The sequence below is a fragment of the Ornithinibacillus xuwenensis genome (assembly GCF_039614845.1).
GTDB classification, from domain to species: domain Bacteria; phylum Bacillota; class Bacilli; order Bacillales; family Amphibacillaceae; genus Ornithinibacillus; species Ornithinibacillus xuwenensis.
In genome coordinates this window covers 206,104-220,327 of the sequence record NZ_JBDIML010000001.1, presented here as the reverse complement: position 1 = coordinate 220,327, position 14,224 = coordinate 206,104, and the positions used below count along the sequence as shown (strand labels likewise).

Below are 14,224 nucleotides of genomic sequence, written 5' to 3'. Positions count from 1 at the left end.
ACGATAAAAAAGATAGTTTAATGACATATCCAGGTCATATAAAAAAGCCACCTCATCTTGTTAGATGAAATGACTTTAATCTTTATATTTTGTCATTATTTTGTAGTTCTTTTCTACGATGTCGTATAGCTCTTTTTCATCGTAATACCAACCCGAATAATCTTCTCTTATTCCTGGGTGAGGTTCATACAATCCACACGCTTCAGATACATCACCTATCGCTTCAAGTAATGTGTCATCATAACCATGAAATTTTCCTTCTCGAACTAAGTCAGGGAAATCATACGAAAAGGTCTCTGGATCTAATTTTTTATTAAGATACTTTTCTATAGTGTTAAGCATTTCATATAGCTCATTCATCAATTTCCCTCCAATTCGATTTAGGATTTGGTCTATCTACTATAGTGATAATCTGATTGTTATCTATTGCTTGAAGAACTGCTACATTATTCTTATAAAAAACTCTCGCTGGAGGTTTCTCTGGTCTTTCCTCTAAGTATTGTTTACCAGTTCTTAGAGTATCCAAGATGTCCTCGTTTGTGAATTGTTTTTTATTTTTCCCCTTCTTTTGACCAAGACTTCGATTAACAGCATGTTCAGTAAGTAAATACCCTTCACTTTTAAAAAAGTCAAATTGTGCTTGCAATTTCTTACGATATGACATGGAATAACGTTTCACATCTCTAACAGATAATTCATTTCCGCTCTCTACTTCATTAGTATACCATTCCTCATAACTCTGATAAGGTATAACTTTTGTTTGGCCACCTACTAATCTAACTCTTCTGAGCTGTGGCTTTTTACCATTCACCAAATAATTTAGTGTACAACGACAGTTTATATTTTCTCCTGCAGATGACATTAATCCAGGTGCTGGACCACTGCCAGTTAATCCATTAAAAATACCATGTAATTCTTTAACAGCTCCATCAAGTTTACGATGTGACAATCTTGTGTGACTATCGAGAGTTCCATCCCACATTTTCTTTAGGCTAGCATGTTTTGAAGCTTGTACTGCACTATCCATTCTCCCTTGTACTTGCGCTCTATGTGCCTCAGTTCGCGCTACCATCTTAGCCTTATGGGAGGAAAATTCTACCGAATACTTAATACGCTTGGCCATCTTGCTATAATCTTCTCCAGCTTGTAAACCCTGTGTTATTTCTGTACGTATACGCCTAATAATCTGATTGCGGTTATGTTCCATCAATTTAGGTAATTCCAAATCTGGAATAGGATTTGATATTGCTGCTTGTATGGTTGCCTTACTTAATGCTCCATACCCTAAAAATTGATGTGCAGCAAAACCATATAAATAAGCACTTTGAAAATAGTTATCCGAATATTGTTGTTGCATCAGCTTTAAAATATCTTTAGCTAAGTATGAATACATCGTAATAAACTCTTTCGCCATGAACTCTAACTCTTTTTCGATACGGTTGTATTTCACCATTTCCGCATATGTTAGCACACCATCTTTGGTATACTCTCTAAACATCTTTTCAAGCCTGTTTAAGAGTATTTTCATCCGTTTGGCATGAACAACTTCTATATCTTCTTCGGCTTTGTCTATGATATCGTCTAAGTTTTTATCAATATCATTCTGATTCATCTTCATTCACCTGTATCTCTGGATAGGTGGATTCTCTTTTTTTCGCTTCTTCTTCCATTTGTAATTCCTCTTGTTGTGCATCTGTCACCCATGGATGGTTAGCACGAATGGTTTTGTTACTGATAACACCCATAGAGTCTTTCGCCATGGTTACTTTTTCAGCTTCATTCGTAATCATGGACTTATTAAATGTGAAAGAGTAGTTTTGGAAATCCACTTCTGTATTGTTAGCGATACTCAAATACTCACATACAAACCACATAAGCTGTTTTAATGATTTGGTGAACTTTCTTTCTAAGATGTTCGCTTTCATGTTCAATAAAGAGTATAAAAACTCTAAAGCAACACCAGAAGGACTGTTCCCAAACTTATCCGTATTCACATTAACACCTTGACCAGCTTGATAAATCATATCTACCAATCTGTTTAACTGTGCTTCTACTGCTTCGATAGGAATCTCTGCTTTTACTGTATCTACACCAGCGCCTTGTTCATCTGATACGGAAATAACCTTGTAACGCTTCAATTCGGTAATAAATTGGTTTAAGTCTGTACCTTCATATCCTTTCAACACGTAAATAAAAGACTGAATATCCTCTAAAGTGTTGGTAGTATCCGATATGATAAGTTCAAAGGCATCTATAAGCTGTTTGTAGAAGGTTAGATCATTTACTTCTTCTTCATTGTTCGCGAACTTAATAAATGGTATTGCAACTTTCCCATCCTTACTCCATGGATAGCCTGTATCTCCATAATAAAAATGCGCTTGCGGATTCACCTCCACAGACGCATCTATTACAATTTCTCCATCTATTTTTTCGAAGAATGTTACTTGTTTATCATCCCAAAACTCAATTTTAAGCGTATCATCATCTAGTGGAATTAATCGTATCCCCGCAATTAGATTCTTACGCTTTGTATTGTCATATATCGGGATAAACTGCTGTGCTGGGATAATCATGTAATCAAAGTTACCTTGTTCATCTACATAAACGTGCAACCACTCTTTCCCCTTATTACTAGCATTCTTTACTAACTCAGGCAATGTGTCATCTAACTCATCACCCAATACCTCATTTATTTCTTCTAATGAAGGATCATTTTCTTCTTTACTGTTAATTGATATAGGTTGACCAACGAGATAAGAAACCTTTTGATCCACAAGTGTCTTATGCCATCCTGTAGGTATTTTATTATTTGTTGCATCTTCATCCAAGACTTTCTGATCATTTTCATAGGTGTATATCTTACGTCTTGTAATATCACTCTTGTTAAAGTAATAACGTACACCTTCTTCCATTTTCGATGTGTCGTGCTTATCAATGTATTCCTTTAGGATATCTGTAATCTTTGGAGAATTGGACTTGATTAATTCAATTAGTTCTTCTGTATGAGTCGAGGTATCTGGATACATGGTTTCACCTACCTTATTTTAATATTCCAACTCCAGGTCGACGTTTTGGTTCAATTGCGTATCTAAGAGCTGCCATTGCATCGTCAAAAACATCTACTGGTTCATCTGTATATTCATTTAATTTCTCATCTTTTTTCCATTTCCACTGTTGAATTTCTTTAATGGTGTTAACACAAGAAGGATGGATGTGTATTTTCATTTGTTTTAAGAAGTCAATCTGGGCATTCACGCTACCTGGTTTCTTTTTAACACCCTTCGCTCGATAACCAGCACCTTTCCACATTTTAATGCGATCAGGTTCAGCAGAATCACACCACATTTGTAACTTCTTATCAATTCCTTTTTTATTGGCCATTTCTATAATTTCATTCGTATCTTTCTCATGAACATAAAGTTCATCGCAAATAAAAAGCTCACCATCTTTATATCCAACAGTGAGTATTGCATTCGCATGGTTGAAACCAAAGTCTTGCCCATGGTTCATAGAATCAAATCGTTCAAAGTTTGTATCGAACTCATGAATAGTAAAGTTTTTGAGAATCAATCCCCCAACTTCTCCCCATTCACCAAGTCCGTATATTTTATATCCTTCAGGATCTTGTTCTTTTCTTCGCATCATACGTCTATGATAAGCATCATCAATAAATCGATTTTGTAAATAGGTGGAATGATGCGTATATATATCTTTATCTTGATAATCAAAATATTTCTTCTTAATCCAATGCGTGGCGCTAACTGGGTTAAATGTGAATGTTATCTGGTAGTACAGATTGGAATTTTCTAATATCCCACGTAACCGGTCATCTAATATGTCAATATCAGCTTCATATAGTTCAGTAGCTTCTTCAATCCATATCCAAGTAAGTTTACCCTGTTCAAATGTAATAGACTTTAATTTTTCTCTATCCTTTTCATGTTGCACACCTCGGAAAATCACGCTATTTCCTGTTGGAATACATTTCAAGGTCATAGTTGATTCATTGATTTTCCATACATTTTCGTATTCAGCACCAAACAATCGTATTATAGCTGCCTTTAGTTCAGAAAAAGTGGAGTGTCGATTGGTTACATCTACTTTACGTACACATAGCAAGTTTGCACCTTTATATTTATTGTTAGACAACTTTTTGATGTAGTCTTGAGCTATGTTTGTGGACTTTCCACTACCAGCAGAACCCTTTAACACTCGATAACGTTTTTTACTTTCGTTTACTTCTCTAAAGGTTGGATTCCATTTTATTTTAACTTTCTTCTTCATCACCGTAGTCATCTTCAAACACCAACTCTATATTTCCTTCATGTTGTACTTTGTTAGTCCATAACATATAGCGTTTACCTAGTAATTCAGCAGCTTTTGTTCTAGCTACAGTATCAGATCGCTTCTCATGCCTTTCAACTTCTGTCCCTATTTCATCACCAACAATCATTAGCATTTCATCTTGAGTTTCCCCACGCATAACAGCTGTTAGGTATTCCATTACTTCTTGTTGATCAGCAACTTTTTCAGTCTTGATTTCTTCCAATCGCTCATTGATATATTCTTTGATACTCACATTTGCAACTAGTTTATGTGCATTACCTCTTGCGTAAGACTTACTATAACCAGCTTTTATTGCTGCCTTCTCAATATTCCCAGTGATGATGTACTCATCAGCAAATTTTTGTTGTTTTAATGTTAACTTCTTCTTACTCATGGCATATCATCACCTCACTAAAGTAATATTATAAAAAAGTAAAGGACACCCATATAGGTGTCCAAAAAATTATTCATTATCTTTACTATCAATATTGACTTTCATCTCTATAACTTCGTCTAACAAGAATTTTAATTTCAGGGATCTACTGTATCTAATATAATGCCATAAATAATAGATACCTATAATAATTACAACCGCTCCGAATAAGCTGAGATGGTCTTTTAAATTATTAAAATATAATGAATCAGATAATTGATCAAAGTTATCGATAAATTCCTTATCAAAATTCTCTTCGAAGAATCTACTAGATTGAAACATTTCTAAGTACAAGTTAGTTTCTCCATATAGTTCTTCCATATCATTAATTTCCATATCAATTGCTTTAGTAAGTACATGCGTACCTAAATTAACGCTAGCCAGAACGTACATTGCGATAATTGCAAAAAAGGTAGTGAGGATTAACGTTATCATTGCAGATTTTGGTGCAAAATGTTTAAATCGTTCATTTTCCGCTGAGAGAATGGCTCTTAACACTCTTAAAGTGTTATAATCTTCTTCTAATAATATATTATACATTTCTTTCATATTTTTATTGTCGGTGGTTTTAGAAAACATTCCTCTTTTGGTAATCTTAAATATTTCAAGCCTTCCACCGTATTCGAAATCATTCAAGTTCAATTCTATCCCTCCCCTCATACATTATCGGTTAAATATCATATTAATTAAGTTATTGATTACGTTAAAAAATTGAACTGATAGGATTAAAAAAAGCACCTCAGAGGGTGCATCATTTTGGAAAATAATTAACCTTTTCAACTATTTTATTTATGGCTTCTAATTCTTCAATACTATAATCCATTGTACTATTTAACAATTGACTTTCTAGGAAGTTACATAAATCATTCTCATTATCAAATACCTGCGGTGAATTAGTTTCAGTGAAATCTTTAAATTTTTTTTCTTTATGTCCAAAGTAAATAATTGGTGTAATAAATATATTCATATTGTACTCTTTCAACAGTTGATTTAATGTCCAAGCAGTCTTTTTAACTTGTTTGGCAGGATCATCATAAGATACTACTTTCATTTCTCTATCATTCGTTTCACTGTTAGAGTCTATAAATACTATTGTTTTTTCCTCAGTATCATTAATTTCAGGGTATAAAGAATCTAAAATAAACCCAAAGTCCATAGAATGTTTCTTACATAAACCATACATAATATTCCCTCGCCAATATTTACTCTCTATTATATATATTCCTTTATTCATAATAATTAAGTGATCAATTTGTCTAGAATGAACCTCTCCATTATTCGCTCGAAAAGGTACAAATACATTACTTAAAATCCTCATCTGAGAAGATGTTATTTTATTTCTATTAATTAGATCTTTTTTTAAATCAGTTAATATTTTGTGGGTATTTATTTCCCCGAAATTTCTAAATCTTGCCTCAATATTTTTGATATAACTATTTAAATCAAAAATCTTTTGCTCGTACTCGATAATAGTATTATTTTTTTCTTCTTTCAATTTATTTAAGGCTTCTATTACAACTTCCTTAGGATAAAATTTTTCAATTTCTCTATTAAAATTTTCATTTTGCTTTTCTAAAGCTGCAGTCATTTCACCCTTAGCATCTTCGAACATTTTGCCGGTTCTTTTACGTTCTTGTTTGTGTTTTACTACTATGTAAATAAGAATCATAATTAAAATACAAATAATTGATATATAATATATCCACATAATTCATTCCTTTTCTCCCCATCATTCAGATAACGGAACATTTTCCTGCTATTAATAAACAATTTTAGATTATTCAAGAGCCTATGTTATTGCTCCGTTTCTTCTTAAGTTTGCCATAATATTTGGATTATCGTTTTCTACACTGTAAAAGAAAACTTGATCTACATGATTTTCAATGTCCCAGTTGTCAATACTCCATTCGTTTGTAGTAATTAGAATAATTTTTCTTGAATCAGTTTTCTTTAGCTCTTGAAGAAATTTATCATACCTTTTGGGATTACCTAACACTGTCTGAACAGGATGGAATAAAGTAAAGGTATTATCGTTACCTTTAGGGTTAGATTTTGTATGAGTTACATAACTATTTATATTAACCTTCATTCCTCCTAATTTGTAAGTGGTTGTAGACTTTACGTTATAGGGTAATAAATCTCTATTAAAAGCACGATTAATATGATCGGATATATCTGCCATGGAGCTAGTTCGAATAATCCCTAAACTGAATACTTTATTCAAACAAGAAATTACTGCGTTCACCTTCGCATCATTATCAAAACCTCTAACTAAAAAAGTTCTCTTCGTCTCATCGTGTAGAAAATTCATTATAGCGTCTATTGCGTTTTGTTTATCTATCACTTACAATCCCCCCTTTGTATTTATTTTACACTAAAAGGAGATTTTTTCCTGCTACTATATAACATTTTTATTATTGCTTATATCGTTCTAAAAATAATTACTTACTATTAAAAAGAGCTCTATATAAGAGCCCTTTCACTAACTAAGAACACTGTACGACATTTGTACGACAAAATATTTTTTCCTTTGCACGTTCGATATGTTTTTGAACAGTGCTTCTGCCAATCTTTAACTCTCTTGATATATCGGAATATGATAATGCATAAACAGTATGCAAAAGAAAGCATTGCCTTTGTCTTGGGGTCATTTCCGCAAGAATATTAAAAATAACACGCTTTTCATCTTCTCCGAGTACTCTTTCCTCTGGAACAATATCCAAAGATGGAAACATATCCATATCCTGCATTGCTACACGTTGATAAGCTGCTCTTTTATCAATTCCTCGCATTTTTCCAGTTTCTCTTCCAGTCGCCATCCAATCTATTGCTTCTGATACGGTACCGATCATGCTATTGATTTGCGATTTATCTAATTTATCAATTTCGGAACTTCCTAAGTTGTTCTTCATGTTGTATAATTCTCTCTTGCTTTGCTCATATTCCATGATCAATTTGTCTGCCCAGTTTTCCATATTACCGCCCCCACAGCGTTTGTTATTTGAAACTAAAAAGGACACCAAACAATAGCAATTAAGCTATCATTTAGTGTCCTCCAGTTGGCTGGTAGAACATAAATATTATACTCTTTTAAATTGTAAATAACCCCTTGTTACTAAATTATCTTCCGTTAAAAATTGACTGTTTATATATGTCTCCCCTATAAACTCAAACCTTCTTCTTATTCCTTCAATATTGTCATATCCAATTCTAATTATTAATTTTGGTATACACTCTTCATAATCAAATTCTCTAACCTCATTGTTTTTTAAAGAATTCCAACTAATATTGAATGCTATAAGAGAAAAAACTATGAATTGGTCTAGTATTTGAATGTTTATTCCATCATTTTCATTCTGTAATGCCATTACATAATCCTCATAAATCATTTTATTCTCATTAGAGATAAATTGATTATCTATTTCAGTGAAATAAGCATTATAATTTAATTTTATGTTATTCATTGGGATTTCGTATTTATTAATTAATTCATGAATTTTTGTAACATACTCATGATTAACTGAAGTAGAAACCTCAATATTTATATCTTTTGCAACACCTTTTCCTATATTTTTAATTTCCGTACTTAGTTCATTATCACTCCAATTAAGTGGTAATACTCTTTCTGCTTTTGATTTCATTTCAAAACTTACTCTTTTAATATGAAATACTGGATTATTTTCCAGTGAACTATTTTTAACTAGAAAATTAAATTGTCGCTCATTATAATCTAGAGCGTTCTTGGTAAATCTAATGTTAATAATAGCTATAATCCCTACTACAATAGTGGATAATGATACTAATATAGAAAATACTTTAATAAAAATATCAAAAATAGCACTAATCGAAAATAATACTGTTAGAAGATCAATCAAAACTCCTCCCCCTCATCAAACATAACTCTCTTCACCTTCCCCTGATGAGTTATAACCTTCGTTTCACCATGTTCAGGTAGATACGTTATTTTAGCTTCTCCCTGACAATATACGACAATAAAGGGGGATTTTCCTTCTTTTATGTCAATATCTAGTTGTATTTTTCCGATTTCCACATCCACCGGAATAGGTATTAATCTCACTTGACCGCCCCCACTGTTGTAAGTTATAAAGCTTTCCTATAACAAGAATCACACAAGCAACTTTTCTTATTCTGTGGCTTTACCCTGCACTCTTTACATGGTTTCATTCCTCAACCCTCCCCTTCGCTCTCTTATAAACTGCAACATAACCTCCAATTGAAGCTACGAATAATACGGTTAGTGCTGCATAGAAAATAATTAGATAGTTCATGATGTCACCTCGCTAGTTTCTTATAGTTATTGTTAGGTTTCTTAAGTTTGTTTAACTCTTCTAATTCAATCCAGCCACCGAAACGTTGGTCATACGTCATTAATTTCAGTGGCATGGAATATTTCTTATCGAACAACTTACGCTTGATAGCAAAATCCTTCGTAATCATTCCCTTTACATCGATTACCTCTGTAGATCCGTCATTCAAATAAACTTCAAAGTCTGCGACGTACTCGATTTTCCGATGTGTTTTACCATACTTTTTGAATGATTCTTGGAGTATGTATCTAGGTTGTAAGATGAATCCTTGTATTTCTCCAGCTCGTTCTAGTAGCTTTAAGTGTTGGTAATATCGTGCCTCTCTTTTGCTATCAAACTTATGTCCATCTACCGTTACTTTCTTGTTGCTGTACTTGTTTCGACTCATACGGTTTCCCCATAAGCCTTTGCAGCTTTATTAATCTCCTCAACATACATCCACTCCAAAGAGTATAAGGATAAATCACCTAGGCTTCGACCATCTTTCGCCTTTTCAATTCCCATTTTCCTAAGTTGGCCGATTAAATAATTCTTTCTAGCCTTAACCTCTGAATCTCGTAAACACTGGTCTATGGATTTGAGAGTATTCATTATTCACCCTCCCTTAGATCGCCTTCTTTAACAAATACACCGTTTACCATTTTCCCTTTACGGTCTTTGATTTCACCATATGCTTGTTCAATACAATCTCTAATATCTAAATCCATTTGCATTGCTAGGACTGTTAGAACTACATACACATCTCCAATTGAATCTACAACTTGATCTAGATTTCCTTTGGCCAACCCTTGTGACAACTCACCAACTTCTTCTACCATTTTCAGCATTTGCTTTTCTGGTTGCGCTTCGTCCAAACCTTTCTCAATTGCCCACATTTCAATTCGGTCTGTTAATTTGCTTATATCGTTCATGGGTATCCTCCTTTACTTTCAATAATTTATAATTAATTGTTTCCAAGACAAGTGTATCCTGCATAAGATTAAGTGTGTCTTCCTTTCAATTAAACCCTCCAGAGATAAGAGCACTCGTGTTGAGTGTTCTTTTGCTGTAGATTTAAAATTTTTCACTTATTCGAAAGCCTAATTATTAGCAATCTGTATCGTTGTCTATTGCATCGTGACAGTAGCATGCATAGATATAAGTAACATTCAGCTCACCACTGAACTCGGCACTCGATATGAGTGCTTTTATAAATTTTTAATATGTTGTATAAAATTGTTTAAATAGACACATTAATAAAGCAATAAAAATATTAGATTGGTGATAATGCCTTGTCTGGAAAATACGAAAACCTCCACAAAGTAAATGAACTCGAAAAAGAAGCACTACAATATGATATTGATGGTTGGTTGCAGTATGATTTATTCACATTTGATTGGTGGCTTCTAGTAATATTTTTTATCTTGCCATGGATAGTATGGATCAAATTAGTTGATCGCAATCGAATGGTTGAAATATTTTTATTCGGAATGTTTATTATTAAAATAACTACTATCACTGACATACTAGGAACAGAATTAGACTTTTGGCAATATCCAACATCTTTACTCCCTATGTTCCCAAGAGCATTCCCTTTCGATATTTCAATGGTTCCAGTTGCGTTTATGCTGATATACCAATTTTTTACTACTTGGAAAACTTACACTTATGCATTACTTACTATGGCTACTATATATGCTTTCGTTGGTGAACCATTTTGTGTATGGAAAAGGCTTGTCATATATCCGAATTGGAATTACTTTTATTCTTTTATCTTTTATTTAGTTGTTGGAACTGCTATAAGAGCATTCATTATAAAACTGAAATCATTAAGGAACTAATTAACTCTGATATTTATTCCATAATTTCCACTTCAAGTTCCTGAACTCTAAACTCCAATGCATCCTCTACATAAGGCATATAATCATCTATCCGATTGCCTTTGATTGCTCCACCTCGATCATGACAGATACGCTTTCCTAATCCTTCAATCTCGACTACTGTGTATAATGAAATTTCTTTCGGACATGCAGCAGTCACACCTTCTTGCACATATTCACCACTTACAGTAATTCCATATCCCGCATCACCAGGACTCTTTCCAGTAGATTCTGGTCCTGCAGTGTAAGCTGTAATCATGTATTTCTCTAATTCTATTGTTTCCTCTGCAATCATGGTTTCTGGTGCTTCTAACACGATTGGCTGCATATACATTGGGTACATGAGACTGATTAACATTATTCCTGCCATATTTTCACCTTCTTTTATCCTCTGGTTCATACACATACCTTCTACTGCTAACATGAAGCACGGTTGGTACTTTACCTTTAACTTTCTTAATGGTGACTAATGGACGATATTTGTCGTCTTTGTTGAATGTTCTAGTCATTTTCATTACTCCAAATATTCGTCTTCTTCGAGAATTTCAAACGCCATGCTTCCATCTTCGTTTTCTGTTTCTCCTAATGGTTCATCATCCAACATTGCAAAATATCCAGTTGGATAAAGCGATACACAATCTTTGTGGTAAAACTCGTTTTTCACTTCCACAACATCATCATCCCAATTAAAAGGTTCTTCACAAGCCTTACAACGCTTTATTTTTTCAGTCACCTTTAACCCTCTCCAACCTCAACATTTTCAATTGCTGGCATTTCACCACAAGTCTCTAAAGACTTCTCTTTCATTTGTTCAAGTGTTTTATTAAAGTCGAGTTGCGTAGTAATAATTTTCACGATTCGCTCCCCTACTTGATAAAAGTATTTAATCGTATCCTCTCTGGTTGACGTGATTAGATAAGTTGTTAAATCTACTGGGATATCGAAAAATTTCATTCCGGTGGTTACTTCGGAAATATTGATATACTCATCCCTTGGAATCGCACAGAAGCGATATTCCCCTACTTTGATTTCATGCCCAGCCATTTGTTTCCAACCATCATTAAAAGCTAGTGGAAACAATTGTGCTTGCTCATTTACTGTGATTTCCATCCTTACCCCTCCTATAAGCAAATGCTCTCGTAATCTTTTCCTCATCAGCTTGATGTAGTAGTGCCATGATGATCTCCATTACCGGCCGATTAAATGTTTCAGCTAAGTCCTCCACTTCATAGCCTTCTTCATAGAGTTCCGTTATTTCTTCTAGTAGACTTTCAGAAAACACATTTTCATATTTACCAAGTACGTAAACTAGACCACTACGTCCATTCTCCAAGAATTCCTTACGACTCTTTTTCTTACGCTCGATGATAGCCATTTAGCTACCACCAGCTCTTTGTTTATAACTTTCTAGCATTGCTGCCACATCTTCTTCTGTCTCTTCTGGTTCATTCGGTAACTTGTCAGATGGCTTTTTACGGTTAGCAAACCAATCAGGTACAACCTCTTTTGATTTTGGATGATAAGATTTCCTATTAGCTTGTTGGTTTTGAAAGTTGACTTCCTCAGCTTGCGCTTGTTCAATAGTTTTGATGTTCTTCTTATTCCAAGATTGAAGAATACTCTTGGCATATCCCCAACTAGTTTTGTTTCGTTCTAGAGTTCTACTTAATGCAAGAAGCACCATGTCCTCACCTAAATCATTTATCCATGAGATCATTTCCTCAGACACAAATGGATTTATTACTCCAAAGTTATTTTGATAAAAAACAATTGCATCTGAAGTAGTAGTTGCCGAGTCTTCTTTTTCTTCTACTTTCTCTTTACTTTCCTTTCCTTTACTTTCCTCTACTTTACTTTGTGTACTAATGTCATCATCTATCGAGTTAATGTTGACAATAACTAAGTTCTTGTATGCATTAACCTCTTTTTTGTCCAATAATAGGTAATTTGCATTTATTTCTACTTTCTTCCTTCTAGATGATGCTTCTAAATATCGCTTTTGAATCCCTTTAGAACTAAGGATTTGTTGTTTTTCATATAGCAATTCTGAAAACAATCCCCATTTAATACAATCATTAATGATGACATTAACTTGGTTTATGTTGACATTAACTCTTCTAGAGAATAATAATTGTTCCTTTTCTCCCCACTGATAGAAGTAACTGTTGTCATAGATTTTCATTAATATCTTAATCACTACACCAAAACCCTCTAGTCCATGGTTGGCTTCAATTAATGCGATTTTGTCGTCCTGATCTATGTCAACATCTAGTGGGAAGTAATCAAGACCTTCCTTTATTGGCCTAACCATTACCTCACCCCATTACCTGTTAATCTCACAAACTGCAAATCTACCTTTTACTTTTTTGATGGTATATCCTGGATAACGCTGCATATACTTTAGTACAAGTTGTTTCATATGCTCTTGGTCACGTGCTTGCTCCCAGATCCATTCTGGGAGCTTTACGTGTGATATGTTATTATTCATTGTCATCAAAGTTTATTTCTTCTTGGTTTGTTTCCTCAGTAAACTCTGCGTCAATAATATTGTCATCCTCAGTTGTTATCGTTGTAACTGGATCACGTTCATCTTCTACATATGCCTTTTGCATATCAATAGAAAGAATGCCCCATTTGTTCAGCATGTTTCGAATAACAGTTTTCTTTGCCATAGCATCCCAATCATTCTTCCAACCAAAATCAGACTTACTAAAGCGCTTTTTGTGCTTTTCTACTTCCTCTTTAGACCAGTAAACAGTCTTTCTAAAGCCATTTACGAGCTCGAAATATCCTGTATAACCAATTACCTTGTCCGAATCTCGCGCTTCAAAATCAAGCTCTATTTCTTCTGTAAGCCTGTTCCACTTCTTTAACTCACCTTCATAAACTTCAATGACGTTGATATTCTTGTATTGACCAGTTCGTAGAGCTAATTGAATATATCCTTTGTAACCAAGTTGAAAGCTTGCCTTACCACTGTATGGAACTATCCATGCATACCCTAAGTTTTTATCTACTGGTAAATCAAGCGTAGCTGCAACAAGCGCACTAGTTACTACAGACATTGGTTCGGTTTTTTGAAGGTAAGAGTCATTTGAATATAGATTCAACAAGGAAGACATGAATTGTGGTGCCTTCTTATCAAGCACATCTTCAAACTTCTTTTTCATTGTCGGGGCACTTAGTAATTGTTTTAATCCAAGGTTGTTAGGGTTAACTTGGTTACCCCCTTGACTTTTATTTGCTATTTGATTTTTAAGACTGTTGTTTGTAGCCAA

At 33.9% G+C, this 14,224-nt stretch carries 23 protein-coding genes; 1 reads left to right on the top strand and 22 read right to left on the bottom strand.

Going from position 1 to position 14,224, the window contains the following annotated elements; all coding sequences use genetic code 11:
* Positions 1 to 75 precede the first annotated feature (75 nt).
* The 14 genes from ABC228_RS01375 to ABC228_RS01310 all read right to left on the bottom strand — a co-directional run bounded on the left by ABC228_RS01375 (position 76) and on the right by ABC228_RS01310 (position 9,998).
* The gene (locus tag ABC228_RS01375; protein ID WP_345823297.1) at positions 76 to 360 is read right to left on the bottom strand and encodes a hypothetical protein; all 285 of its coding nucleotides are present in this window, start codon (positions 358 to 360) and stop codon (positions 76 to 78) included.
* The gene (locus tag ABC228_RS01370; RefSeq protein WP_345823296.1) at positions 353 to 1,612 is read right to left on the bottom strand and encodes a phage minor head protein; all 1,260 of its coding nucleotides are present in this window, start codon (positions 1,610 to 1,612) and stop codon (positions 353 to 355) included. Before ABC228_RS01370 ends, ABC228_RS01375 begins: the two co-directional genes overlap by 8 nt.
* The gene (locus ABC228_RS01365; RefSeq protein WP_345823295.1) at positions 1,599 to 3,026 is read right to left on the bottom strand and encodes a phage portal protein; all 1,428 of its coding nucleotides are present in this window, start codon (positions 3,024 to 3,026) and stop codon (positions 1,599 to 1,601) included. Before ABC228_RS01365 ends, ABC228_RS01370 begins: the two co-directional genes overlap by 14 nt.
* Positions 3,027 to 3,039: 13 nt before the next feature.
* The gene (locus ABC228_RS01360; protein ID WP_345823294.1) at positions 3,040 to 4,284 is read right to left on the bottom strand and encodes a PBSX family phage terminase large subunit; all 1,245 of its coding nucleotides are present in this window, start codon (positions 4,282 to 4,284) and stop codon (positions 3,040 to 3,042) included.
* Positions 4,268 to 4,720, bottom strand: coding sequence for a terminase small subunit (locus ABC228_RS01355; RefSeq protein WP_345823293.1), 453 nt, complete (start codon positions 4,718 to 4,720; stop codon positions 4,268 to 4,270). Before ABC228_RS01355 ends, ABC228_RS01360 begins: the two co-directional genes overlap by 17 nt.
* Positions 4,721 to 4,789: 69 nt before the next feature.
* Entirely contained in the window at positions 4,790 to 5,401 is a 612-nt protein-coding gene (locus tag ABC228_RS01350) for a hypothetical protein (RefSeq protein WP_345823292.1), read from the bottom strand.
* A 109-nt stretch (positions 5,402 to 5,510) separates the two neighbouring features.
* Positions 5,511 to 6,467: a nuclease-related domain-containing protein gene (locus ABC228_RS01345; RefSeq protein WP_345823291.1), complete on the bottom strand. Its 957-nt coding sequence runs from the start codon at positions 6,465 to 6,467 to the stop codon at positions 5,511 to 5,513.
* 81 nt (positions 6,468 to 6,548) lie between these two features.
* The gene (locus tag ABC228_RS01340; protein WP_345823290.1) at positions 6,549 to 7,103 is read right to left on the bottom strand and encodes a hypothetical protein; all 555 of its coding nucleotides are present in this window, start codon (positions 7,101 to 7,103) and stop codon (positions 6,549 to 6,551) included.
* 142 nt (positions 7,104 to 7,245) lie between these two features.
* Positions 7,246 to 7,734 carry a sigma-70 family RNA polymerase sigma factor gene (locus ABC228_RS01335; RefSeq protein WP_345823289.1) on the bottom strand — a complete coding sequence of 163 codons (489 nt, stop codon included), beginning with the start codon at positions 7,732 to 7,734 and terminating at the stop codon, positions 7,246 to 7,248.
* Between the two features lie 105 nt (positions 7,735 to 7,839).
* Positions 7,840 to 8,634 (bottom strand): hypothetical protein, encoded by a 795-nt coding sequence (locus tag ABC228_RS01330; protein WP_345823288.1) that lies wholly within the window; start codon positions 8,632 to 8,634, stop codon positions 7,840 to 7,842.
* Positions 8,631 to 8,837: an XtrA/YqaO family protein gene (locus ABC228_RS01325; RefSeq protein ID WP_345823287.1), complete on the bottom strand. Its 207-nt coding sequence runs from the start codon at positions 8,835 to 8,837 to the stop codon at positions 8,631 to 8,633. The genes ABC228_RS01330 and ABC228_RS01325 overlap by 4 nt, the downstream gene beginning before the upstream one ends.
* A gap of 215 nt (positions 8,838 to 9,052) precedes the next feature.
* A complete protein-coding gene (locus tag ABC228_RS01320) occupies positions 9,053 to 9,475 on the bottom strand; it encodes a DUF1064 domain-containing protein (RefSeq protein ID WP_345823286.1) in 423 nt (140 codons plus the stop codon).
* Positions 9,472 to 9,678 carry a Fur-regulated basic protein FbpA gene (locus ABC228_RS01315; RefSeq protein ID WP_345823285.1) on the bottom strand — a complete coding sequence of 69 codons (207 nt, stop codon included), beginning with the start codon at positions 9,676 to 9,678 and terminating at the stop codon, positions 9,472 to 9,474. Before ABC228_RS01315 ends, ABC228_RS01320 begins: the two co-directional genes overlap by 4 nt.
* Positions 9,678 to 9,998, bottom strand: a complete 321-nt coding sequence (locus tag ABC228_RS01310) for a MazG-like family protein (protein ID WP_345823284.1) — start codon at positions 9,996 to 9,998, stop codon at positions 9,678 to 9,680. The genes ABC228_RS01315 and ABC228_RS01310 overlap by 1 nt, the downstream gene beginning before the upstream one ends.
* 360 nt (positions 9,999 to 10,358) lie before the next feature.
* Here ABC228_RS01310 and ABC228_RS01305 point away from each other — a divergent pair, with 360 nt between their 5' ends.
* Complete coding sequence (locus ABC228_RS01305; protein WP_345823283.1) at positions 10,359 to 10,907, top strand: CBO0543 family protein; 549 nt, start codon at positions 10,359 to 10,361, stop codon at positions 10,905 to 10,907.
* A gap of 13 nt (positions 10,908 to 10,920) precedes the next feature.
* Here the strand turns inward: ABC228_RS01305 and ABC228_RS01300 are convergent, their stop codons facing one another.
* From ABC228_RS01300 to ABC228_RS01265, 8 genes are read right to left on the bottom strand one after another with little or no spacing between them, the layout of a single operon-like run.
* The gene (locus ABC228_RS01300; RefSeq protein ID WP_345823282.1) at positions 10,921 to 11,316 is read right to left on the bottom strand and encodes a 3D domain-containing protein; all 396 of its coding nucleotides are present in this window, start codon (positions 11,314 to 11,316) and stop codon (positions 10,921 to 10,923) included.
* A gap of 4 nt (positions 11,317 to 11,320) precedes the next feature.
* On the bottom strand, positions 11,321 to 11,455 hold the full coding sequence (locus ABC228_RS01295; protein ID WP_345823281.1) for a hypothetical protein: 135 nt from the start codon (positions 11,453 to 11,455) through the stop codon (positions 11,321 to 11,323).
* Positions 11,456 to 11,460: 5 nt separating this feature from the next.
* Positions 11,461 to 11,679 carry a hypothetical protein gene (locus tag ABC228_RS01290; protein ID WP_345823280.1) on the bottom strand — a complete coding sequence of 73 codons (219 nt, stop codon included), beginning with the start codon at positions 11,677 to 11,679 and terminating at the stop codon, positions 11,461 to 11,463.
* 2 nt (positions 11,680 to 11,681) lie between these two features.
* Positions 11,682 to 12,056, bottom strand: a complete 375-nt coding sequence (locus tag ABC228_RS01285; protein ID WP_345823279.1) for a hypothetical protein — start codon at positions 12,054 to 12,056, stop codon at positions 11,682 to 11,684.
* Positions 12,037 to 12,321 (bottom strand): hypothetical protein, encoded by a 285-nt coding sequence (locus ABC228_RS01280; RefSeq protein ID WP_345823278.1) that lies wholly within the window; start codon positions 12,319 to 12,321, stop codon positions 12,037 to 12,039. Before ABC228_RS01280 ends, ABC228_RS01285 begins: the two co-directional genes overlap by 20 nt.
* The gene (locus tag ABC228_RS01275; RefSeq protein ID WP_345823277.1) at positions 12,322 to 13,257 is read right to left on the bottom strand and encodes a Lin1244/Lin1753 domain-containing protein; all 936 of its coding nucleotides are present in this window, start codon (positions 13,255 to 13,257) and stop codon (positions 12,322 to 12,324) included.
* Between the two features lie 12 nt (positions 13,258 to 13,269).
* Positions 13,270 to 13,443 carry a hypothetical protein gene (locus ABC228_RS01270; protein WP_345824167.1) on the bottom strand — a complete coding sequence of 58 codons (174 nt, stop codon included), beginning with the start codon at positions 13,441 to 13,443 and terminating at the stop codon, positions 13,270 to 13,272.
* Positions 13,427 to 14,224 (bottom strand): recombinase RecT, encoded by a 798-nt coding sequence (locus ABC228_RS01265; RefSeq protein ID WP_345823276.1) that lies wholly within the window; start codon positions 14,222 to 14,224, stop codon positions 13,427 to 13,429. The genes ABC228_RS01270 and ABC228_RS01265 overlap by 17 nt, the downstream gene beginning before the upstream one ends.

Excerpts from the sequence above, each read along its gene's own strand:
- ABC228_RS01375 (WP_345823297.1), bottom strand. The coding sequence starts at position 360 with ATGAATGAGCTATATGAAATGCTTAACACTATAGAAAAGTATCTTAAT.
- ABC228_RS01315 (WP_345823285.1), bottom strand. The coding sequence starts at position 9,678 with ATGAATACTCTCAAATCCATAGACCAGTGTTTACGAGATTCAGAGGTT.
- ABC228_RS01280 (WP_345823278.1), bottom strand. The coding sequence starts at position 12,321 with ATGGCTATCATCGAGCGTAAGAAAAAGAGTCGTAAGGAATTCTTGGAG.
- ABC228_RS01285 (WP_345823279.1), bottom strand. The coding sequence starts at position 12,056 with ATGGAAATCACAGTAAATGAGCAAGCACAATTGTTTCCACTAGCTTTT.
- ABC228_RS01370 (WP_345823296.1), bottom strand. The coding sequence starts at position 1,612 with ATGAATCAGAATGATATTGATAAAAACTTAGACGATATCATAGACAAA.
- ABC228_RS01345 (WP_345823291.1), bottom strand. The coding sequence starts at position 6,467 with ATGTGGATATATTATATATCAATTATTTGTATTTTAATTATGATTCTT.
- ABC228_RS01295 (WP_345823281.1), bottom strand. The coding sequence starts at position 11,455 with ATGACTAGAACATTCAACAAAGACGACAAATATCGTCCATTAGTCACC.
- ABC228_RS01300 (WP_345823282.1), bottom strand. The coding sequence starts at position 11,316 with ATGGCAGGAATAATGTTAATCAGTCTCATGTACCCAATGTATATGCAG.
- ABC228_RS01365 (WP_345823295.1), bottom strand. The coding sequence starts at position 3,026 with ATGTATCCAGATACCTCGACTCATACAGAAGAACTAATTGAATTAATC.
- ABC228_RS01360 (WP_345823294.1), bottom strand. The coding sequence starts at position 4,284 with ATGAAGAAGAAAGTTAAAATAAAATGGAATCCAACCTTTAGAGAAGTA.
- ABC228_RS01355 (WP_345823293.1), bottom strand. The coding sequence starts at position 4,720 with ATGAGTAAGAAGAAGTTAACATTAAAACAACAAAAATTTGCTGATGAG.
- ABC228_RS01275 (WP_345823277.1), bottom strand. The coding sequence starts at position 13,257 with ATGGTTAGGCCAATAAAGGAAGGTCTTGATTACTTCCCACTAGATGTT.
- ABC228_RS01335 (WP_345823289.1), bottom strand. The coding sequence starts at position 7,734 with ATGGAAAACTGGGCAGACAAATTGATCATGGAATATGAGCAAAGCAAG.
- ABC228_RS01310 (WP_345823284.1), bottom strand. The coding sequence starts at position 9,998 with ATGAACGATATAAGCAAATTAACAGACCGAATTGAAATGTGGGCAATT.
- ABC228_RS01320 (WP_345823286.1), bottom strand. The coding sequence starts at position 9,475 with ATGAGTCGAAACAAGTACAGCAACAAGAAAGTAACGGTAGATGGACAT.